We start from the raw sequence: 21,689 nt of genomic DNA, 5'->3' as shown, positions 1-21,689 counted from the left end.
ACGGGCCGCGCGGGGGCGGCGGTGGCGTCCGGGCCTTCGTGGTCACTTCGGTGGCGGGCCGGTGTAGGAGGCGCGGAGGCGGAGGAGGGAGCCGCGGCGGTACTCCTCCATCGCGTGCGCCAGCCAGCCCGCCGCCCTGGCCACCGCGAAGACGGCCTCGCCCGCGCCGCGCGTCATGCCGCTGACCGTGACGAGGGTGGCGAGGGCGAGGTCCACGTTGGGGTGGGGCAGGCGGCGCCGCCGCATCTCGGCCAGCACGGCGTCCACGACCTCGATCCGATCCGGCCGGAGCACGGCCTCTCCCGGATCCCCAGGGCGCGCGGGCTCGCCCCGACGCGCGTGCTCGGCCGGCGGACCGGGTGCGGTGCGGGTGCCGGTTGCCGCGACGGCCTTCCTGATCAGGTCGAGGAGGAGGGCGCCGCGGGCGTCGCCGTTCTTGTAGACGCTGTGGCCGAAGCCGGGGATGCGCTCGCCGCGCCGTACGCGCTCGCCGATGACGCGGGGCGCCTCGCCGGGGTGGCCGATCTCGTCGAGGAGGCGTTCCGCGGCGTACGAGGCCCCTCCGTGCAGCGGCCCGCCCAGCACGCCGAGCCCGGTGAGGACGACGGCGTACGGGTCGGCCTTGGCGGAGGCGGCCACCCGGGCGGCGAGGGTGGAGGCGGCGAGTTCGTGGTCGGCGAGCAGCACCAGCGCGGCCCTGAGCGCGCCGAGCAGGCCGGGCGTGGCGGGGTGCGGGCAGAGGCGGGACCACAGGCGTTCGGCGATCGTGTCGCCCTGCGGCTCGCCGAGCGGGGGCAGCGCGTCCACCAGGCCCGCGATGAGGCGGCGGGCGGTGGCGGTGACCGAGCCGGGGTCGAGCTGGTAGCGCAGCGAGTCGGACGCGCCGAGCACGGTGACGACGACCTGGAGGCGGTCGAGCGGCATGAGGTCGCCGGGCAGGCCGCGCTGGGCGGCGACGGCGGCCCGCAGCCCGTCCTCGGGCTCGAAGCGCCACCCGCCCGGCGCGGCCCCCGGCTCCTCGCCGGGCTCGAAGCGCCGTCCGCCCGGCGCGGCTCCCGGCCCCTCGCCGGGCTCGAAGCGCCACCCGCCCGGCGCGGCTTCCAGCCCCTCGCCGGGCTCGGACCTCCGGCCGTCCGGTGTGAGCCGCCGCTCGCCCGGCGCGGGCCGCCGCCACACGCCGGGGTCGCCGGTCCACAGCCACTCGGCGACGGTCTCGAACGCCGCCGTGCGCGCCAGCGCGAGCGCGTCCGCACCCCGGTAGTAGGGCCGGTCCACGCCGAGCGAGGTGACGGCGGACTCGATGACGAGCTCCGGCGGCTGGGCGCGCGGACGGCCGCGGCGGGCGAGACGCTCGATCTCTTCGGCGGAGAAGAGGCTGCGCCGGCCGTCCTCGCTGTGCCGGCGCTGCACGACGCCACGGCTCACGTACGCGTACAGCGTGGCCGGCTTGATCCCGAGCCGCTCGGCCGCCGTGGCCGCGTCGATCCACTCCACCCGGCGAAACCCTCCGTCGACGACACCTCACAGGGTACGGTCGCCGGTCTCCGGGAGTGCGAGCAGGCAGAGCAGGCTCAGGATCGCCATCGCGGAGACGTAACCGCCGATCCCCATGACGCCGAGGCCGCTCGCCTGCAAGCTGGTGGCGACCAGCGGCGGCACCGCGCCGCCGAGCACGCCGCCGAGGCTGTAGGCGACGGACGAGCCGCTGTAGCGGTACTCGGTCTTGAACAGCTCGGGCAGGAACGCCCCCATCGGCCCGAAGACCAGCCCCATGAGCGCGAGCGCGCCCGCGAGCGCCAGCCCGACGAGGAACGTGTTGCGGGTCTCCATCAGCGGGAACATCACCAGCCCCCACACGACGGCGCCGATCGTGCCGGTGATCAGCGTGCGGCGGCGGCCGAGCCGGTCGGACACCATGGCCGAGGCGACGGTGCCGGCCGCCATGAACACCACGCCGACCATCGACAGCGCGAGCATCGTGGTCTTGGGGATCTTGAGGGTGTCGGTGCCGTACGCCAGGCAGTAGGTGGTGGCGGTGTAGAAGAGCGTGTACGCGATGGTCATGGCGCCGGCGCCGAGCAGCACGCGCCGCCACTGGTGCTTCATCAGGCCGGCGAACGGCACCCGCGCGATGCGGTGCTGGTCCATGGCGGCCTGGAAGACGGGCGTCTCGGAGATCTTGAGCCGGACGTACAGGCCGACGATCACCAGCAGCAGGCTGGCCACGAACGGCAGCCGCCATCCCCAGCTGTCGAACTGCCCGTCGCTCAGCACCTCGCCGAGGATCAGGAACATCCCGTTGGCGACGATGAACCCGGCCGACGGGCCGAGCTGCGGGAACATCGCGTACAGGCCGCGCTTGCCGGGCGGGGCGTGCTCGGTGGCCAGCAGCGCCGCGCCGCCCCACTCGCCGCCGAGCCCGATGCCCTGGGTGAAGCGCAGCAGCACGAGCAGGAAGGGCGCGATCACGCCGAGGGCGGCGTAGCCGGGCAGCAGGCCGATCAGGACCGTGGACAGGCCCATCACCAGCAGCGAGACGACGAGCATGGACTTGCGGCCGATGCGGTCGCCCCAGTGCCCGAAGAGCGCGGAGCCGAGCGGGCGGGAGATGAAGGCCACGGCGAACGTGGAGAACGCGGCCAGGTCGCCCGCCATGTCGTCCATGTCGGGGAAGAACGCGGTGTTGAGCACCAGGGCGGCGGCGGTGCCGTAGATGTAGAAGTCGTAGAACTCGATCGCGGTGCCGATGAGGCTGGCCGCCGCGATCCTCGACCGGCTGGGGGCGCCGGTCTGAGGGGAAACCTTCATAGGGTGTCTCACTATACGGACGTTCGTCTTGTGAAGCGATACGAGGACGCTATCACCTGCGCAATGTTAGGTTTCACATACAGAACATTCGCGTAGAAAGGGGGTCATTTGCCCGTCGAGTTGGTGATCTTCGACTGTGACGGCGTCCTGGTGGACAGCGAGTCCATCTCCGTACGCGTCGGGCTGGCGGCCCTGCGCCGCCTGGGCCGGACGATGACCGAGAGCGAGTACATCGAGAAGTTCGTCGGCGCCACCAGCGGCACCTGGGAGCAGGAGATCGGGTCCGCCCCGCCCGGCTGGCGCGACCAGTTCAGAGCGGAGTACCGCGCGGCCATCCACAACGAGCTGCGCGCCGTCGAAGGCATCACCGACGTGCTCGAACGGCTCACCATCCCGTTCTGCGTGGCCTCCAACGCCCGCCACCCCACCATCCGCCGCAACCTGCGGCTGGCCGGGCTGGCCCACCACTTCGACGGGCGCATCTTCAGCGTCGAGGACGTCGCCGCGGGCAAGCCCGCGCCCGACCTGTTCCTGCACGCCGCCGCCACGATGGGGGCCGAGCCGGACGCGTGCGTGGTGGTCGAGGACAGCCCCATCGGGGTGACGGCGGCGATCAGGGCGGGCATGCGCTGCTTCGCCTACGCCGGCGGCCTCACGCCGATCGCACGCCTGGAAGAGCTGGGGGCGACGCTCTTCCGCCACCCCTCCGAGCTGCCGGACCTGATCGGCGCGCTCACCTGACCACCTCGCCACACGCGCGCCCGGCCGTGCGCAATGCCGACTCGGATGCGCCCGGCCGTGCCTGAGGCCGGCACAGCGAGGCCGGCCGTGCGCAATGCCGGCTACGCGCGCGCGGCCGTCACTTCTGGCGGGAGCGGCCGTTCTCGTCCAGGTAGTCGCGCCACGTCCGCTTGGGCCTCCAGCCGAGCATCCGGTACGCCTTCTCGCACGAGATGCCCGACGAGTCGACCCTGGACAGCGGCCGCAGCTCGATCTTGTCGCCGTAGGTCCGCCGTACCATGGCCGCGAAGTCGTGCCCGCCCGCGTTGTCGGGCGCGGCGATGTAGAACACCTCGTGCCCCGGCAGGTCGGACTCGACGGCCAGCACGATCGCGTCGGCGAGGTCGTACACGTCGGTGTAGCTGCACAGCCCGGCCCCGACCTCGGCCTCGCCGCGCACCTCCGGCCCGAGGTTGCGCTCGTAGTTGCCCTCGTGCTGCACCCAGCTCGGCCGCAGCGAGATGCACCTGATGTCCGACCGGCGCACCGCCGCGTCCATGAGCTGCTCGCCGAAGTACTTCGACAGCGCGTACGGGTCCTGCGGCCGGATCGGGTGCTCCTCGTCCACCGGCGCGTAGTCCGGCAGGAACGGCCGCTCGGCGAAGAAGAACCCGGGCACGGTCTCGCTGGAGATGTTCACGAACCGCTTGACGCCCAGCCGTACCGCCGCCTCGATCATGTTGAACGTGGCCATCAGATTGTTCTGGAACACCACGTGCGGCGCGTTCATGGTGGGATCGGGGATGGCCGCCGCGTGCACCACGGCGTCGGCCCCGTGCGTCACGGCGAACGCCTGCCCGGCGTCGGTCAGGTCGGCCTGCTTGTAGCGGGGCTCTCCGGGATCGTGGCGCTCCCAGACCGGGCGGGTGAGGTCGGTGGCGGTGACCTCGTGCCCCGCCTCCTGCAGGGCCTTGACGGCGGCCCTGCCGACCTTGCCGTGTGCTCCGGTGACGACGACGCGCATGAGCCGCTCCTCGCAAGCTGGAACCCTCGATCTCGCCCACAACCTATACCCGGCCCGGCGGCCGGCCCCGCGAGGGTCAGCCGGTGCCGACGGCGCGCAGCGTGGAGCCCGTACGGGTCTTGATGACCTTGAGCTGAGCCGTGATCCGGGAGCGCAGCTCCGACACGTGGCTGACGATGCCCACGGCGCGGCCGCCGTCGCGCAGCCCGTCGAGGATGTCGAGCACGCCGTCGAGCGTGTCCTCGTCGAGCGTGCCGAACCCCTCGTCCACAAAGAGCGTGCCCAGCTCCGCGCCGCCCGCCTCGGCGGTGACGACGTCGGCGAGGCCGAGCGCCAGGGCCAGCGAGGTGATGAAGCTCTCGCCGCCGGACAGCGTGGCCGGGTCGCGGTCGACGCCGGTCCAGCCGTCCACCACCCGCAGGCCGAGGCCGCCGCCCGCGCGCGTGCGGGAGCCGGCCGTCTTGCCCAGGTCGTGCCTGAGCAGGTAGCGGCCGCCGGACATGTGGTCGAGCCGCTCGTTGGCGGCGGCCACGACCTGCCGCAGCCGCTCGCCGAGCACGAACGACGACAGGCTCATGCTCCACTGGTTGTCGCTGGAGGTGCCGCTGGCCAGCGAGGCCATGCGTTCGGCCAGGCGGTGCCGGTCGGCGGCGGGACGCCAGCGTTCGAGGTGGGCGGCCAGCTCGTCGTGCAGCTCGGCCAGCCGCCGCGCCCTGGCCGCCGCCCTGTCGCGCACGCTCGCCAGCCGCGTGTACGTCTCCTCCAGCGCGTCGCGCTCGGACTGCAGGGCGGCGAGGTCGGGCGCGGGCTCGGCCGCCGCGGCCACCAGCTCGGGGTCTTCCAGCACGCCGCTGACGGCCGCGTGCTGGTCGTCGAGCCGGCGCAGCAGCTCCGCCTTGTGCTCGCGCTCGGCCGGGCTCCGGTACGCGGCCTCCGCATCGCGTACGTCGCCGAACCCGGCCTCGGCCGCCGCCTCCTCGGCCGCCTGCTTCGCCCTGGCCAGCTCGTCGTGCGCGGACACCGCGGCCTGCGTGGCCTCCAGCGCCTCGCGCAGCAGCTCGGCCTCGTCGCTCAGCCGGGACAGGCGGGCGGTCAGCGTGGCGTCGCCGCCCCGGGCCGCGTCGAGCCGCGCGGTGAGCCGCCCGGCGTCGCCGCTCAGCTCCTCCTGCCTGGTACGGGCGGCCGCGATGCGCGCCGCCACCTGGCGGCGCTGCTCCTCCAGCTCGGTGCGCTCGCGCCCGAGCCCGGCCACCTCCCGCGCCAGCCGGGGCTCGGCGGCGGCCGACTCCTGGAGCCTGCGCAGCTCCCGCCCGGCCTCCTCCAGCACGGACGCGGCCGGCACGGACTCGGCCGGCACGGACCCTGCCACGGCGTCCGCGCCGGGGCCGAGCTCGGCACGCACGGACGCGGCCGCCGCGCCGGGGCCGAGGCCGAGCCGGGCGCGTACGCGGGCCCGCTCGGCCTCCCGCTGCGCCCGGTGCGCCCGGGTGGCGGCCAGCGCCTCGGCGATCTCGCGGGCCTGGTCGCGGACGCGTTCGCGGTCGGCCTCGACCCGCTCCAGCGCCTGCGCCAGCGCGGGCTCGCGGTCGGCGACCGCCTGGAGGCGGGCCAGCTCCTGCTCGGCCTGCTGCACCTGCTCCTCGGCGGTGGCCACGTCGAGATCGCCGGTGGCCGCGACCGCGTCGGCGTGGCGGGACTCCAGCGAGGCCAGGGCGCGTTCGGCGGCCTCGCGTTCGCTCAGCGCGGCGTCGTGTGCGGCCTCGGCCTCGCGCTCGTCGTCGGCCGACGGGGCGCTCGGCGCGGGCTTGGCGGGCTGGGGATGGTGCTCGGAGCCGCAGACCGCGCACGGCCGCCCGTCGGCGAGGTCGCGCGCCAGCTCGGCCGCCATGCCGTCGATGCGGGCCTGCCGCAGGTCGAGCCAGCGCTCGCGGGCCGCCTGCGCCCGGTCGACGAGCTCCTGGTGAACGGCCCGCGCCTCCTCCAGCTCGGCGGCGAGCGCCTGCCTGCGGCGCGTCGCCTCGAGCGCCGCCCTGGCCGCCTCCAGCGCCGCCGTCTGGGCGGGGATCGCGGCGGCCTGCGCGCGTACGTCGTCCAGCGCGGCCTCCGCCTCGGCGAGCCTGCCCGGCAGCTCGGCCTCCGCCGCCGCCACCTCGGCCTCCCGCTGCGCCAGGACGTCCAGCTCCTCCGCCAGGGCGGCCAGCTCGCGGTCGATCTCGATGAGATGCGCGGCCGCGTCGCGCGCGGCCTTGGCCGCGGGGATCCGCGCGGCGTCCGTCCGCGCCGCCGCCAGCCCCGCCTCGGCCCGCTCGATCAACGCCGGCAGCTCCGCCAGCCGGGCGCTCACCCGCTCGTCGGCGCGCAACAGCTCGGCCAGCTCGTCTTCCACCCTCAGCAGGTCGCGCCTGACCACCGAGAGCCTGGCCTCCTCGGTCAGCAGCTCCTGCAGCCGCGCGATCTCGTCCTTTCGCGCCCGCTCCAGCGCCGCCAGCTCTCCGACGCTCGGCGCATCCGCATCGACCCGCCTCTGGCCGGCCGCGCTCTGCGCGGCAGGCGCCTCCCCTGCGGACCACGGCGACGCGGCCTCGCGCGTGCCGGTGGGCGGGGCGGCGGTCAGGAGGGGGCGGGCGCGGGCGATGGCGTCGGCGGCCAGGGCGCGGGCCTTGGCGGCGGCCTCGGCGCGTTGCCGGGCGGCCGTGATGAGCGGGACGACGCGGTCGGCTCTGGCGGCGTCGTCGAGGATGGCCTGCAGGTCGGCGCGCTCGTCGGCGCGCTCGTCGAGGGTGCGGCGCAGGGTGAGCGCCTCGGCGTACCGGCGCTGGCGCTCGGCCAGGGCGGCGGCCTGCTCGAAGCGCGTCCGCGCGGTCCGCAGGGCGGCACCGGCCGCGGCGTGCTCCTCCTCCGCCCGCGTCACGACGGCCCGCGCGGCGTCGAGCAGCGCGCCCGCCCACCGCAGCGGCTCCTCCTCCGGCGACGGCACCTCCCCGTCGGCGGCGGCGTCTCCTGCGCGGCCTCCCGCCGATGCGGTTGCGGCGGAGGGCGAGGTGCCTTGGGCGTCGGCCCCGGGGGCGCTCACCGGCGCGGAAGAGGTGAGCCGGGCGAGGAGGTCGGGGCCGGCGGCCTCCTCGACGCGCTTGACCGCGAAGTCGACCTCCTGCCGCAGCTCCTGGGCCTCGCGCCAGGCCTGCTTGCGGTGCTCGGCGAGCCAGGACTCGGCCGCGGTGAACACCTTGACGCTGAAGAGGCGTTCGAGCAGCTTGGCGCGCTCGTCGCCGCCGGCGCGCAGGAAGCGGGCGAAGTCGCCCTGGGGCAGCATGGCGACCTGGCAGAACTGGTCGGCGTTCATGCCGAGCAGCCCGCCGATGAGGTCGCCGGCCTCGTCGAGGCGGGTGGTGAGGCCGTGCCAGCCGGAGCCCTGCCGCTCCGAGACGACCACCTTGGCCTTCTCCTCGGTGAAGCCCGTGCCGCGCAGCTTGGGCCGCTGCCAGGCTGGCGAACGCTGGATGCGCAGTAAACGCCCCCTGATGGACACCTCGAGGGTGACGGACGGCCCGGTGCCGGGCGGGGCGTGGTCGCAGCGCAGGCTGCGGGCGCTGTTGCGCTGGCCGGGCACCTGGCCGTAGAGGGCGAAGCAGAGCGCGTCGAGGATGGTGGTCTTGCCCGCCCCCGTGGGGCCGTGGACGAGGAAGAGCCCGGCTTCGGCCAGCGCGTCGAAGTCGACGGTCTCGGTGCCGGGGAAGGAGCCGAACGCCGTCAGCGTGAGCCTGTGGGGGCGCATCTACGCCATCGTCTCCTTCACCCTGGACGCCTCGATGGCCTGTCTTAGCAGCTCCTCCTCTTCGGGCGCGGCAGGCTCGCCGCGCACCTCCTTGACGAAGTCGAGCGCGACCTCCGCCTCGGGCCGCCCGGTGACGCGTACGGGCTCGGCGGTGGCGACGGCTCCGACCGGCTCGAAGGAGAGGGCGAGCGTGTGGGGGAAGCGGGCGCGCAGGCGGTCCATCGCGGACTTGGGACGCACGGGGTCGGTGAGGACGATCTGCAGCCAGTGGTCCTCGTAGGCGGCGTAGCGGGGGTCGGTGAGCAGGTCGTCGATGTCGCCGCGCAGCCGGCCGACGGGGCGGGGCACGGGCGCGGGCACGAAGTCGACCTCCTCCACCTTCTCCCCCATCGTGACCAGCCACGAGCCCTTGACATGGCCGGCCTCGGAGAAGGAGTAGGCGATCGGCGAGCCGGAGTAGCGGACGGTCTCGGACATGCGCTGGCGGCCGTGCAGGTGGCCGAGCGCGACGTAGCCGACCCCGTCGAACGCGCTCAGCGGCACGTGGGCGACCCCGCCGACGCTGATGTCGCGCTCGCTGTCGCTGGCCTGCCCGCCGGTGACGAAGCAGTGCGACAGCACCACGCTGGCGCGGTGGCGGGCGGCGTCGGCCCTGATGCGGTCCATGGCATGGGTGATGGCGGCGGTGTGGCTGCGGTCGGGCAGCTCCCACTGGGCGCGTACGAGCTCCGGCTCCAGGTAGGGAATGCCGTAGAAGGCGACGCCGTCCACCACGACGGGCTCCCACGACTGGTCGGGCGAGGTACGGACGTGGACGCCCGCCGCCTCGAACAGCTGCGAGCCGAACCGCAGCCGCAGCGCCGAGTCGTGGTTGCCGCTGATCAGCACCACGCGGGCGCCCGCTCCGCGCAGCCTGGCGAGCGCGTCGTCGAGCAGGGCGACGGCGTCGACGGGCGGCAGCGCCCTGTCGTAGACGTCGCCGGCCACCGCCACCACGTCGACCCGCTCGGATCGCACGGTCTCGACCAGGTGATCGATGAACGCGGCCTGCCCGGCGAGCAGGCTCTCGCGGTGAAAGGAGCGCCCGAGATGCCAGTCGGAGGTGTGCAGGATCCGCATGTCGCAGGAAGCTAACAGGTCTCACCGACATACGGGGTCTCTCCTGTCCCACGCGCCGGGAGTACTCTGGAAGATCGGCGGGCAAACCAACGCACATGGGGAGGCCGATGCGCACTGGCCGTGGCACCTTGAGCGTCGCCGCCGGCCTGGTGCTGGTGGCTCTTGCGACGGTTGGTTACGTCCTTCCACCCGCGTTCGATCCGCCGCCGCTGAAGGTCGATCCCGCGTTCCAGGCCATCCCGCCGCAGCCTGCCGAGGAGCTGAAGCCCGTCGCGGCCGTCCACGAGTTCCGCGAGGAGGAGATCTCGGTCCAGGCGGAGGGCCAGCGCCTGGAGGGCACGCTGCGGGTGCCGGTGGCTCCGGGACGGCATCCGGCGATGGTGTTCGTGTCGGGGTCGGGCAACGGCTCGCGTACGGAGTTCACGCCGCAGGCGGAGTTCCTGTCCAGGGCGGGCGTGGTGACGATCGCGTTCGACAAGCGCACGGTCGGATACGACTTCCGCCACCGCGACTTCGGGCTGCTCGCGGACGACGCGCTGCGCATGGTCGAGTACCTGCGCACGCGGCCCGAGGTGAACCCGGACCTCGTGGGCGTGTGGGGCGTGTCCGAGGGCGGCTGGGTGGTGCCGATCGCGGCGGCCAAGAGCTCGTCCGTCGGCTTCGTGGTGCTGGTGTCCTCGCCCAACGTCTCCCCGCTGCGCCAGGTCGCCTGGGCGCTGAACGAGCAGCTGCTGCGGCTGCGCGCCCCCGTCGGCGTGCGCGACCTGCTGACCAGGGCGATGGGCGGGGTCGGCTTCGATTTCCTGCGCTACGACGCGATGCCCGCGTTAAGCCGGGTCAAGCAGCCGGTCCTGGCGTTCTACGGCACCACAGACCCCTCGATCCCCTTCGTCGAGTCCACCAAGGCGCTCATCACGGCCCTGGAGAAGGCGGGCAACGACAAGTACACGATCCGCTTCATGGCCAAGGGCGACCACGCCATGCGGGTCAACGGCGGCGACTTCACCGCGGGCTACCTGGAGACCCTGGCCAACTGGATCAATGGCCTGCCGGGCACGGCCGAGCCGGCGGTCCACATGGCGGGCGCGACCCCCGTTCAGCGATTCGAGGCGAGCGACGTGCCCGCCGCCCCCTGGTACGCGGGCGGCACGATGCTCGGGCTGACGATCGGCCTGGCCGCCGTCGGCTACGTGGCGGGCCCGGTCGCGGCCATGGTCGTGCGGCTGCGCCACCGCGACCAGACCCCCGTCGAGACCAACGCCCGCCTGTGGGCGCCGATCCGGCGCCGGCTGTCCAGGATGGCGTGGACCGGGCTCGGCCTGCTGGCCTCGGTGGCGGCGTTCATCACGCTGCTGGTGCTGTTCTCGGTCAACCAGGCGGGCGCCTGGCCGGCCGTGCTGGCCGGCTGGCTGGTGGTGCGGCTGCTCGCCGTGCTCATGCTGATCCAGGAGGTCACGGCGGTGGCGGCGTACGTGTCGGCGCTGCGCGAGGGCCTGCAGCCCACCCGCTGGCAGTACGTCTCGGTCGGGGGCGTGCTCGGCGGGACCGGGCTGCTGCTGATGGCGGCGGCCTACTACGGGCTGTTCTCCTTCCCCTGGTGAAGGCCCTGGCGAACACCCTGGTGAGCGTCCTGCTGAGCGTCCTGGTGGACGAAGGCCGCCATCCAGCGGTCCATCTCGGCGAAGACCTGCTTGCGCACGGGCTCGGCGGACAGCACGAGGTCGTGCACGCCGTCCTGGATGCGCACGCACGTCACGTGCGGCCCGACCGAGGTGGACCAGCGGGCGATGTGGCGGGGGTCGAGCACGACGTCGGCCGAGCGCGCCTCGGGGACGAAGTCGCGCACGCGCAGGCCGGTGGCCGAGGCGAGCACCAGCACCGGGGCGTCCACCGACAGCCCGGCATGCAGCCGCCGCTGCGCGCGCCTGATGGCGGCCAGCCACATGGCGTGCACGGAGAAGCCGCCGAGCGGCTTCAGCTCCAGGTCGTAGTCCCACTCGCCGCCGTGGCTGCGGTGCAGGGTGCGGCCGTAGACGTTGCTGGACGGCAGCGGCAGCGCCCACTTCAGGTACGACAGCGGCGTCTCGAGCAGGTCGGCCGCCAGCCTTAACGGCGTGGGCACGTTGAGGTCGAAGAACGGGCTGTTGAGCACGAGCCCCTGCACCAGGCCGCGGCCGCGCACCCGGTCGGCCCACAGGGCGGCGACCAGCCCGCCGGTGGAGTGGGCGTTGATGGTCAGCTCGTCGTGGTCGCGCCTGATGATGCGCACGGCCTCGTCGATTTCGGCGAAGTACTCGGTGACGCTCCTGATCAGGCCCCTGGTCTGGTGCGGCAGCAGGGATCGGCCGTACTTGCGCAGGTCGAGCGCGTAGAAGTCGATGCCGCGCTGCACGTAGTGCTCGGCGAGGTGGTCCTGGAAGAAGTAGTCGGTGAAGCCGTGGAGGTAGAGCACCGCCCTGCGGGAGGCGGTCGCTGCCCTCCTGGACACCAGCGTCGCCACGACCTCGCCCTCGAAGTCGTCGGGCATGGGCAGCACGGTGATCTCGTACATGCTAGACACCATAGGGATCGTCCGGCCATGAGGGCACCCCGGGCGGCAGGTCGGCGCTGACCCGCATGGGGAAGTCGGGCCGCCGCTTCTCCAGGAACGCGGTGACGCCTTCGACCGTGTCGGGCGCGCCGCCCAGCTCGGCCATGAGGCGGGAGTCCGCGGCGTGCGCCTCCCAGGGCGAGGCGGCCGACAGGCCCGACCACATGAGCCGGCGGATGGCCGCGACGGCGACGGCGGAGGTGTTGTCGGCGATCTCCCTGGCCAGCTCGTACGCGGCGGGCAGCAGTTCATCGGCGGGATGGACGCGCGAGACCAGCCGCCCTTCGAGCGCCTCGGACGCGGGGAAGACGCGGCCGGTGACGGCCCATTCCATGGCCTTGGAGATGCCGACGATCCTGGGCAGGAACCAGCTCGACGCCGCCTCGGTGACGATGCCGCGCCGCGCGAACACGAACCCGAACCTGGCGTTCTCCGAGGCGAGCCGGACGTCCATCGGCAGCGTCATCGTGACGCCGACGCCGACGGCGGGGCCGTTGATGGCGGCGATGACGGGCTTGAGCGAGCGGGCGATGCGCAGCGCGACCGTGCCGCCGCCGTCGCGCGGCGCGCCGCCGATGGTCTCGCCCCCTCGGCGGCCCTTGAACGTGCCCCCGCCGCCGCCCAGGTCGGCTCCGGCGCAGAAGGCGCGGCCCGCGCCCGTGACCACCACCGCGCGGACGTCGTCGTCGGCGTCGGCCAGGTCGAACGCCTCGATCAACTCTCCGCGCATCGTAAAGGTGAAGGCGTTCAGCCGGTCGGGGCGTTTCAATGTCACGGTGGCGATGCGATCGGTCACCTCGTACTCGATCTCAGAGAACCCCATGCACAGAATGTTATTCGGTTTCTGAAGTTCACCCCCCGATAACGACATTTTTCGTATTAAGTGCATAGGCCGCCGCCTCGATAAGGCCTGGGGCGACCACGCCACGCGGTTCACCGCCAGTAGCGGCCTGAGCACCTATCGTGGAACGCGGGGAAACGGGGAAGGCGTGGAGCAGGCGAAGAAAGCAGGGAGCGCCCCAGCGAGCGCCGCGGGAGTCCTCGGGTGGCTCGTGCTGGCGGCACTGGCGCCCGGGGCCGCGCATCTGCGCGCCGGCCGGCGCAAGACCGGCCTCGTCCTGATCTCCCTGTACGCGGTCGCGCTGCTCGGCCTGCTGGCGTTCGTCCTCTCCAACGACCTCGGCACGCTGCTCGGCTCGGCCACCCAGGACTCGTGGATCACCGCCGTCATGATCGGCTCGGGGGTGCTGGGCGCGGCCTGGTTCGCACTGATCGTCCACTCGTTCGTGGTGCTGCGGCCCGGCCGGCTCGGCCAGCCGGGGCAGGCGCTCGTCGGCACGCTGGCCGGGCTGCTCGCCATCGTGGTCGTGCTGCCGTTCGCCTACGCCGCGCACTCCGCGAGCACCTACCGGCAGGCCCTCGACGACATCTTCCAGCCCCCCGTCGAGGCCGTCGATGAGCCGACACCGCCCGCGCCGAAACCCGAGGACCCGTGGGCGGGACGCCGGCGCATCAACATCCTGCTGCTGGGCGGCGACGCCGACGACCACCGGGTGGGCGTGCGCACCGACAGCATGCACCTGGCCAGCGTCAACGTGCGGACCGGCAACACCGTGCTGTTCAGCCTCCCGCGCAACCTCGAGGACGTGCGCTTCCGCCCGGGCACGCCGATGGCCCGCCGCTTCCCCAACGGCTTCGACCTGCCGAAGGACCCCAACGGCGGCAGCAGCGACCTGCTCAACAGCGTGTGGGAGTACGCCGACTCACACCCCGAGCTGTTCGGCGGCAAACAGCACCAGGGCGCCAAGGTCCTCATGGACACCATCGGCTACACGCTCGGCCTGCGCGTCGACTGGTACGCCCTGGTCAACATGTGGGGCTTCGCCCGCCTCATCGACGCCATCGGCGGCATCACGATCACCGTCGAGCAGGACGTCGTGTTCGGCAGGTACAACGAGGGGCTGGTCAAGGCGGGCACGCGCCGGCTCAAGGGCGCCGACGCCATGTGGTACGCCCGGTCCCGCACGTTCAGCGACGACTACACCCGCATGCGCCGCCAGCGCTGCGTGCTCGGCGCCCTGCTCGACCAGGCCGACCCGGCGACCCTGCTGACCAGGTTCAACCAGGTCGCGCGGGCCACGAAGGACCTGATCAGGACCGACATCCCCCGGCCGATGCTGGAGCACCTGGTGCCGCTGGCGCTCAAGGTGAAGAACGCCAAGGTGACGAGCCTGCAGTTCGTCCCGCCGCTGATCAACACCGGCTACCCCGACTGGGAGCTCATCAGGTCGCTGGCCGCGAAGGCGATCCGCGACTCCGACCGCGCCGAGCGGCCGGTCGCCGCCACCGCCTCCCCGTCGCCGTCCGCCTCCGGGACGGCCGAGCCGTCGAAGGCGCCCGGCCCGAAGAAGAACAGGCGCGTCAAGCAGGACGGCGACAACCCGGTGCAGGGCCTCACCCAGGGCTGCGGCACCCCCTCGAACAAGGGGTAAAGAACGCGCCTGGCCCCTGTGGCGCACCCGCGCCCGAGCCAGGTCCTCGTGATCTCCTGGGCGGTGTCGTGATCGCACACCGCCTCGGGAGGTCCATCATGCACCGCCGCAACCACCTGCTCGCCCTCGCGGCGCTCGCGTTCGCCGTCGTCGCCGGCACGCCCACGGACGGGATCGTGGACAAGACGGCCGGCATCCGCGACGCGCTCATCATGGCCGGACAGCACTTCTCCGGCATCACCGACATCATCACCGGCGTCCACGTGGCCCGCGCGCTGCATTCCTGAACGGCATCCCTCGAGGGCGTCCCTGAACCCGGGCGGGGCCGGCCGCGTACAGCCTGCCGGAAGGGAGCGTCATGACCATGACGACCGGATGGCAGGTGCTCGGGCTGGCCGAGGATCCGGCTCCGGGCGACCCTGGCCAGGTGCGCACGCTCGCCCGCGGGCTGCTCGACCAGGCCGCGCTGGCCGGCACCGGCACCGCCAGGCTGAACACGGTCGCGGGCGGCAGCGGCGCGCTGCGCATGCGCGGCGACTACGCCGCCGCCTACACCGAGGCGCTGTCCGCGCTGCCGGGCGAGCTGGCCAAGCTGGGCAGGGCGTACAAGGGGGCGGGCGACGCCCTCATGTCGTACGCGGGCGCGCTGGAACAGGCCAAGGCGCAGGCGGGCGCGGCGCTGCGGCAGGGCGGCGCGGCGTACGAGCGCTACCAGGGCGCGTTACGCGAGGTCGCCGCCCACGTGCCCGCCGCGAGCGGCCTGCGCGCACTGCGCGAGGTCGAGCACGCCGTGCTCACCGCCGGCCCCGCCGTCCAGGCGTCCGTACGTCCCGCGCTGGAACGCGCCCGCACCGCCGAGACCGACAGGGCCCGCGCCCGCCGCATCGCCGACGAGGCCGCCCGCCTGCGCGGCGAGGCCGAGGCCAGGGCCGTCGAGGAGATCGAGCAGGCCCTGACCGGCAGCGGCATCCAGAACAGATCCTGGCTCGCCAAGGCGTGGGACACCCTCTCGACCCCGTTCCGCTCCTGGGACGACTTCGTCGATCTGGCGCGCAACGTCGCCATGGTGGCGGGCATCGCCGTCCTCATCGTCGGCACCGGCGGCCTGGCCGGCGCCCTGTTGGTCGGGGCCACGGTGGTGGCGGGGGCGGTGGTGCTGGGCGACTCGCTGAACAAGTACCGCCAGGGCAAGGCCGGGCTCGGGCAGGTGATCCTCGACGGGATCGGCACGTTACCCGGCGGCAAGAGCGTCGGCATCATCGCCCAGGGCGTGGTCCTGGCGGGCGGGCTCCGCGCGGCGGCCGCCGCCCTCCGCGGCGCGGCCGGCGCCGTCAGGTCCGGGTTCGGCCGCCTGATCGGCCGCTCCCCCTCCGTTCCCCCGCGCATCCCGAGCCCGCAGGCGCAGCGCCTCGCGCAGGCCGGCTCCGCCCTGGAACGCGCCGGCCACCCCCTCCCCGACCCGCGGACGCTCCCGTCCACGCGCGGCCCCGACGGCCTCATCGACACGGTGAACGGCCGCCCGGTCCGCGAGTACGTCCAAGACGTCGCCACCCAGCGCAACGCCCTCTACCGGCAGTTGCGCGAAGAAGGAGCAGAAGGTTTCACGCGGGCCGAGGTCGGGCGAATGCACTCCGTCCTCCTCGACCGCCGCACAGGGCAGCTCTTCGAGGCCGATAACCACACGATCCCTTATCGGATGCCCGACGACCTGCACCCCACCTTGCAGCGGCCGCTCGACGAGCTGCGCGAGCAGGCCACGCGCAATCCGACGGCCTACGAATACGGGCCCGGCGATCGCGGCGGCTTCCCCCACCCCGACGTCGCGGGGACGCACTCCGAGGTCGTGTCGGCCAACAAGGCGCTTTGGGCCCGGGAGGCGGCCGGACTCTCCACCGGCAGGGAGCACCTGGGGGAGCTGACGGTCGACAACCGGCGCCTCTTCGGCGGGGGCGAAGGCAGGCCCGCGCCCTGCTGCGCGAACTGCACCGCCATACTGGGCCCCATCGACTCGATCCCCGGAAAGATGACACCATGACGACACTTCGGGTGCCCTTGTCCGAGACCGACATCGACGACCACGACCGGGTGACCTACCGCGGGCAGCCGCTCACGGGAGTCACCGTGGAAACACGCCCTGACGGCTCGCTGGCCTCCGAGGCGCACCACACCGACGGGCTGCAGGACGGTCCGGAGCGGGTCTACTGGCCGGACCAGACGCTCAAGCTGGAGCGCGTGTACCGGCGCGGCCTTCCGGTGAGCGAGCGCACCTGGCACCGCAACGGGCGGCTCGCCCACGAGATGCAGCTCAAAGAAGGCGGCGAGCTGGTGAGCGAGCAGTGGTGGGACGAGGACGGCAACCCGATCCCCGCCCCCTGACCCGCCTCAGGCGTGGAACGACTCCTTGGTCATCCGCCGCAGTCGCTGCTCGTCGACGTCATGCCCGAGCCCCGAGCGGGTCAGCGGCACCGCGATGACCCCGGCGTTCGCGCCGACGACGGGCGTGACGATCTGGTTTTGACGCGGCGGCTGGGTCACGTCGCACGGCAGCGTGCACCCCGGCAGGCTGGCCACCGCGACCGTGGCCGCCCTGGCCAGGCCCGCGCCCTGGCCGCCGGTGCACTGGATGTCCCAGCCCGCGGCGGCGGCGCGGTCGTGGGCGCGCCTGACCTCCGACAGCGACGGGAACGCCGAGGGGCGCAGCAGCAGGACGCGGGCCGCGCGCAGGGTGAGGAAGTCGTCGAGCTCGGCCGACGAGGACACCTCGACGGCGACGGAGGCGGCCACCTGGTCCTGGAGCGCGGCGTGGGAGTAGACGTCGGTGACGGCGAAGGGGCGTTCGATGACCTCGAGGCCGTAGGAGTCGAGCGCGACGAGCTGGCCGAGGTCGGTGTAGGCGTTGCCGCAGTCGACGGCCAGCGTCAGCGCCGGGTACGCCTGCCGCACCGCGCGAACCGGCTCGACGTCCCAGCCCGGCCGGACGTCGAGCGTGACGTGCCCGTATCCGGCGCAGATATGCCGGTTGACCCGGGACACCAGGCTCTCGACCGAGGTGTCGGGGCCGAGCCGCACGGTCGCCATGAGGGAGGTGCGGCTGCCGCCGATCGCCTCGGCGAGCGGCACGCCGCGCATCTTGGTCCACAGGTCCCAGCAGGCCATGTCGACGGCGCTGTCGCCGCTCGGCACGGTGTCGGGATGCTCCCAGTCGACGCCGATGAGCAGCGCGGCCAGCGTCTCTTCCAGCCTCGACCAGGCCTTGGCCGGCGGAGCGGTCGCCTCGCCCCACCCGACCATGCCTCCATGGTCGGTGAGCTTGACGAGCAGGGTCTCCGTCTTCCTGCCGAAGGGCAGGACAAGCCGGAAGACCTCTAGCTCCCGCACGCGCGGCATGCATCCCCCTTTTTTATGACGCGGCTTCCTCCATAGTGCCCGGTGCCGCCGCGTGCACGAAACGCGGGGCGAGCAAACAGGCGCCGGCGGCGAGGAGCGCGGTGAAGGCGAGGCCGATCAGGTAGCTGCCGCCGGCCGCGGTGAACAGGGCGCCGCTGAGCGCGACGGCCACCACGGTGAACACCGATTCGCCGACGCCCACGGCCGCGCTGTTCGTGCCCTCCTCGCCTTCCTTGGACATCTCCAGCACCAGGACGGACACCGTGGGGTGCAGCACGCCGATGCCGAGCCCGGCGATGGCCATGGCGAGGTAGGCGACCGCGATCGGCACGGCGTCGATCAGCATGAGCGTGACCATCGCGATGCCGATGGTGATCATGGCGGCGCCGCCTCGGATGGCGAGGAGGTGGCCGATCACGCCGCGGCCCTTGATCCAGGAGCCGGTGGACCAGCCGAGCGCGCCGATGGTGAGCACGACGCCGGCGCCGGTGGCGGTGAGGCCGCGCTCGTTGATGAGCATGAGCGGGATGAACACTTCGGCGGCCGTCAGCGCGCCGTAGGCCAGGCCGCGCAGGACGGGCGCGGTGGGCAGGCCGCGGGCGGCCCGCAGCGAGCCGGGCAGCAGCAGCTTGGGCAGGGCCACGGCCAGCAGCACGAGACCCGCGGCGAGCAGGGGCAGGCCGGCCGTCTTGAGCGCGCCGCCGTACTGCAGCAGCGCGGCGGCGACGGCGGTCAGCGTGGCCCAGACGAGCTTGCGGCCGAGCGCGGGTGCGGGTTCGCCGCCGGCCTGGGGCTGGCTCTCTCCGTCCGTACGGCCTGCCGCGCCCCGCCACAGCAGCAGCGCCGACGGGATCACGATGAGCGTCACGCCGAGGAAGATCCACCGCCAGTCGGCGTTCTCCACCACGAACCCGGCAATGGCCGGCCCCACCATCGACGGCACGACCCAGGCCGCCGAGAACACGGCGAACACGCGGGGGTGCATCGCGGGCGGGTAGGCGCGGGCGACCAGCACGTACTGCGACACCTGGATGAATCCGGTGCCGAGGCCCTGCACGAACCGGCCGACCACGAACACCTCCATCGTGGGCGCCAGCCCGGCCAGCAGCAGGCCCGCCACGAACGCGGCGACCCCGGCGGCGATGGGCTGCATCGGCCCGCGCAGGTCCGCCCACCGCCCGCCCAGCACGGTCGCGATCACACTGGCCGCCAGGGTGGCGCTGAAGGCGAGGTTGTACAGGGGCAGGCCGTCGAGGTCGCGCGCCACCACCGGCATCGCGGTGTTGACCGCCATGGCCTCGAACGCCGTCAGCGTCACCAGCGCCACGAGCCCGATGCTCAATGCCCGGTAAGCGGCGGACAGCACCAGGGCGGGGGCCGCCGCATTCTTCTCCACAATCGACGTCATGCGGGCAAACTACGGGCCGGCCCCGTCCGGCACATCGGGCATCGGGCCTAGGCAATTGGGCCTAAGGCATGGCTACGCCCGGCTGTCCCGCATGCGCGCCTCGATGCCGTCGAGCATGCGGTCGAGCCCGTAGCGGAAGCGTTCCTCGCCGCCGGCGTCCACCAGGTCGTCGACGTACTTGGTGACGTGGGGGAACCGCTCGGGCGGCAGCGCCCGGTAGTAGGCCGTGATCTGGGCCATCCACGACTTGAAGTACTCCTGCTTGTCGGTGAAGCCGGCCGCTTGCATGCGGGCGTAGAGCACCGACCCCTCGTAGGCGTCGCCGACGATGTAGAGGGAGAGCCGGTCGAGCGCGATGGCCGCCTCCCTGGGCGGCATGCCGGCCTCCACCAGCAGGCCGAAGACGAACTCGCCCGCGCGCAAGGAGTTCTCGCCCGTGGGGACGGTGGCCAGCGCCGCCCTGGCGACGTCGCCGTGCGCGGTGAGCACGCGGTGCGCCTCCAGCGCGTACTCGCGAAGCTGCTCCTTCCAGCGGGCCGGATCGCGCTCGGGGAGCCGGATCTCGCCGAGCACCCGGTCGTAGATCAGCTCCAGCAGCTCGTCCTTGTTGGCGACGTGCGCGTAGAGCGAGGCAGGGCCGGTCTCGAGCTCCTGGGCCACGCGTCTCATGCTGAGCGCGTCGAACCCTTCGGCGTCGAGGATCCGCATGCCCGCCTCGATGATCAGATCCTGGCTGAGCTGCCGCTTGGGCTGTGCCGGCTTGCGCGTCTTGCGCCACGGCGGCGCCGGGACGCCCTCCGCTCCTTTGCGATCCACCATACGAACAGCGTACTTGACACGAACAGCGTTCGCCACTAAAACGGTGTTCCGATACGAACGCTGTTCGTTCACTAGAACGCCGTTATCGAAGGAGACCGCTCATGACCGTCACCGCCGCCTCGGCGCAGGCCGGGGTCCAACCGTATCGATGGCGGTGGATCGCCCTGTTCGTGATCCTCGCCGCCGAGGTCATGGACCTTCTGGACGCGCTCGTCACCACGATCGCCGCGCCCACCATCCGGCGGGACCTGGGCGGCTCCGAAAGCCTCGTGCAGTGGCTCGGCGCCGGCTACACCCTCGCCATGGCCGTCGGCCTCATCACCGGCGGACGCCTCGGCGACCTGTACGGCAAGAAGCGCATGTTCGTGATCGGCGCAACCGGCTTCACGCTCGCCTCCTTGCTGTGCGGTCTCGCGGTCAGCCCCGAGATGCTGATCGCCAGCCGTGTGCTTCAGGGCCTGTTCGGCTCGGTGATGATCCCCCAGGGCCTGGGGCTGATCAAGGAGATGTTCCCGCCCCATGAGATGGGCAAGGCGTTCGGCATGTTCGGGCCGGTCATGACGATCTCGTCCGTGGGCGGTCCCGTGCTGGCCGGCTGGCTGGTGGACGCCGACTTCTTCGGCACCGGCTGGCGCATGATCTTCCTGATCAACCTGCCGCTCGGCCTGGCCGCCGTGCTCGCCGCACTGCGCTACCTGCCGGAATACCGCTCCCCCACCGCCAGCCGCCTCGACCTGCCCGGTGTCGGGCTCGTCTCGCTCGCCGCGTTCCTGCTCGTCTTCCCGCTCATCCAGGGCCGCGAGCTGGGCTGGCCCGCCTGGACGTTCGTGTCGATGGCCGCCTCGATCGCGGTGTTCGCGCTCTTCGGCCGGTACGAGGCCCGCCGCACCGCCTCGGGACGCGACCCGCTCGTCACGCCCAGCCTGTTCCGCAAGCGCGCCTTCACCGGCGGCCTGATCGCCGGGCTCGCGTTCTTCTCCGGCATGATCGGCTTCAGCCTCGTCTTCACCCTCTACACGCAGCTCGGGCTCGGCTTCAGCCCGCTCGAGGCCGGTCTCGCCGCGCTGCCGCAGGCGCTCGGCGGCGTCGTCGGCTTCGGCCTGGCCTTGTCGGGTCTGCAGGCGAAGCTCGGCCGCGGCCTGCTGCAGATCGGCACGCTCGTCATGGCGGCCGGTGCGGCCGTGCTGGGCCTGACCATTCACCTGGCCGGCACTGACGTCTCCACCCTGCAGCTCGCCCCCGGCCTCGCGCTCGCCGGCGTCGGCATGGGGCTCGTCATGGCGCCGTTCTTCGACATCGTGCTCGCCGGCGTCGAACCGCACGAGACCGGCTCCGCCTCCGGCACGCTGACCGGCATCCAGCAGCTCGGCGGCGCGTTCGGCACCGCGCTGCTCGGCACGCTCTTCTTCCACCTGCTCGCCGACCGGTGGAGCTTCGGCTCGGCCATGCAGCTCACGGTGTGGGTCGAAGTCGGGCTGCTGGCGCTCACGTTCGCCCTGTCGTACCTGCTGCCCCGCCACGCCCGCCCCCAGGAGCCGGGCGCGTGA

The 21,689-nt window shown here is 73.1% G+C and carries 17 protein-coding genes; 7 read left to right on the top strand and 10 right to left on the bottom strand.

The features are described 5' to 3' along the window. Window positions 1-42: 42 nt before the first annotated feature. Together ACGFIM_RS27760 and ACGFIM_RS27755 are read right to left on the bottom strand one after the other, a co-directional pair. On the bottom strand, window positions 43-1,494 hold the full coding sequence (locus ACGFIM_RS27760) for a citrate synthase (RefSeq protein ID WP_393205517.1): 1,452 nt from the start codon (window positions 1,492-1,494) through the stop codon (window positions 43-45). 27 nt (window positions 1,495-1,521) lie between these two features. Next, complete coding sequence (locus ACGFIM_RS27755; protein ID WP_393205514.1) at window positions 1,522-2,808, bottom strand: MFS transporter; 1,287 nt, start codon at window positions 2,806-2,808, stop codon at window positions 1,522-1,524. Between the two features lie 108 nt (window positions 2,809-2,916). Here ACGFIM_RS27755 and ACGFIM_RS27750 point away from each other — a divergent pair, with 108 nt between their 5' ends. Continuing rightward, complete coding sequence (locus ACGFIM_RS27750; protein WP_393205511.1) at window positions 2,917-3,549, top strand: HAD family hydrolase; 633 nt, start codon at window positions 2,917-2,919, stop codon at window positions 3,547-3,549. Window positions 3,550-3,667: 118 nt separating this feature from the next. Here ACGFIM_RS27750 and ACGFIM_RS27745 read toward each other — a convergent pair whose 3' ends face one another. From ACGFIM_RS27745 to ACGFIM_RS27735, 3 genes are all read right to left on the bottom strand, one after another. Then, window positions 3,668-4,552: an NAD-dependent epimerase/dehydratase family protein gene (locus ACGFIM_RS27745; protein ID WP_393205508.1), complete on the bottom strand. Its 885-nt coding sequence runs from the start codon at window positions 4,550-4,552 to the stop codon at window positions 3,668-3,670. Window positions 4,553-4,628: 76 nt separating this feature from the next. Then, entirely contained in the window at window positions 4,629-8,327 is a 3,699-nt protein-coding gene (locus ACGFIM_RS27740) for an AAA family ATPase (RefSeq protein ID WP_393205505.1), read from the bottom strand. Beyond that, the gene (locus ACGFIM_RS27735; RefSeq protein ID WP_393205502.1) at window positions 8,328-9,446 is read right to left on the bottom strand and encodes an exonuclease SbcCD subunit D; all 1,119 of its coding nucleotides are present in this window, start codon (window positions 9,444-9,446) and stop codon (window positions 8,328-8,330) included. Window positions 9,447-9,553: 107 nt separating this feature from the next. On the opposite strand from ACGFIM_RS27735, the gene ACGFIM_RS27730 reads away from it, so the two are divergent. Further along, on the top strand, window positions 9,554-11,047 hold the full coding sequence (locus ACGFIM_RS27730; protein WP_393205499.1) for an alpha/beta hydrolase family protein: 1,494 nt from the start codon (window positions 9,554-9,556) through the stop codon (window positions 11,045-11,047). Here the strand turns inward: ACGFIM_RS27730 and ACGFIM_RS27725 are convergent. Both ACGFIM_RS27725 and ACGFIM_RS27720 read right to left on the bottom strand, forming a co-directional pair. After that, window positions 11,020-11,997: an alpha/beta hydrolase gene (locus ACGFIM_RS27725; protein WP_393205496.1), complete on the bottom strand. Its 978-nt coding sequence runs from the start codon at window positions 11,995-11,997 to the stop codon at window positions 11,020-11,022. The two genes, ACGFIM_RS27730 and ACGFIM_RS27725, sit on opposite strands and share 28 nt — an antisense overlap. 1 nt (window position 11,998) lies before the next feature. After that, the gene (locus tag ACGFIM_RS27720) at window positions 11,999-12,859 is read right to left on the bottom strand and encodes an enoyl-CoA hydratase-related protein (protein ID WP_393205493.1); all 861 of its coding nucleotides are present in this window, start codon (window positions 12,857-12,859) and stop codon (window positions 11,999-12,001) included. 229 nt (window positions 12,860-13,088) lie between these two features. Here ACGFIM_RS27720 and ACGFIM_RS27715 point away from each other — a divergent pair, with 229 nt between their 5' ends. From ACGFIM_RS27715 to ACGFIM_RS27700, 4 genes are all read left to right on the top strand, one after another. Next, on the top strand, window positions 13,089-14,528 hold the full coding sequence (locus ACGFIM_RS27715) for an LCP family protein (protein WP_393205490.1): 1,440 nt from the start codon (window positions 13,089-13,091) through the stop codon (window positions 14,526-14,528). A 98-nt stretch (window positions 14,529-14,626) separates the two neighbouring features. Continuing rightward, window positions 14,627-14,815: a hypothetical protein gene (locus ACGFIM_RS27710; RefSeq protein WP_393205488.1), complete on the top strand. Its 189-nt coding sequence runs from the start codon at window positions 14,627-14,629 to the stop codon at window positions 14,813-14,815. Window positions 14,816-14,886: 71 nt separating this feature from the next. Beyond that, window positions 14,887-16,563, top strand: coding sequence for a hypothetical protein (locus ACGFIM_RS27705; protein WP_393205485.1), 1,677 nt, complete (start codon window positions 14,887-14,889; stop codon window positions 16,561-16,563). After that, window positions 16,560-16,904 (top strand): toxin-antitoxin system YwqK family antitoxin, encoded by a 345-nt coding sequence (locus ACGFIM_RS27700; protein ID WP_393205483.1) that lies wholly within the window; start codon window positions 16,560-16,562, stop codon window positions 16,902-16,904. The genes ACGFIM_RS27705 and ACGFIM_RS27700 overlap by 4 nt, the downstream gene beginning before the upstream one ends. Window positions 16,905-16,910: 6 nt before the next feature. Here the strand turns inward: ACGFIM_RS27700 and ACGFIM_RS27695 are convergent, their stop codons facing one another. The 3 genes from ACGFIM_RS27695 to ACGFIM_RS27685 form a co-directional block, all read right to left on the bottom strand. After that, complete coding sequence (locus ACGFIM_RS27695) at window positions 16,911-17,915, bottom strand: enolase C-terminal domain-like protein (RefSeq protein WP_393205480.1); 1,005 nt, start codon at window positions 17,913-17,915, stop codon at window positions 16,911-16,913. Window positions 17,916-17,928: 13 nt separating this feature from the next. Then, window positions 17,929-19,323: an MFS transporter gene (locus ACGFIM_RS27690; RefSeq protein WP_393205477.1), complete on the bottom strand. Its 1,395-nt coding sequence runs from the start codon at window positions 19,321-19,323 to the stop codon at window positions 17,929-17,931. A gap of 72 nt (window positions 19,324-19,395) precedes the next feature. Then, window positions 19,396-20,142 (bottom strand): TetR/AcrR family transcriptional regulator, encoded by a 747-nt coding sequence (locus tag ACGFIM_RS27685; RefSeq protein ID WP_393205474.1) that lies wholly within the window; start codon window positions 20,140-20,142, stop codon window positions 19,396-19,398. Between the two features lie 101 nt (window positions 20,143-20,243). Here ACGFIM_RS27685 and ACGFIM_RS27680 point away from each other — a divergent pair, with 101 nt between their 5' ends. Next, window positions 20,244-21,689: an MFS transporter gene (locus ACGFIM_RS27680; protein ID WP_393205471.1), complete on the top strand. Its 1,446-nt coding sequence runs from the start codon at window positions 20,244-20,246 to the stop codon at window positions 21,687-21,689.

The organism is Nonomuraea sp. NPDC049309 (assembly GCF_043196965.1).
GTDB classification, from domain to species: Bacteria; Actinomycetota; Actinomycetes; order Streptosporangiales; family Streptosporangiaceae; genus Nonomuraea; species Nonomuraea fastidiosa.
This window is presented reverse-complemented; position numbering and strand designations above follow the sequence as displayed.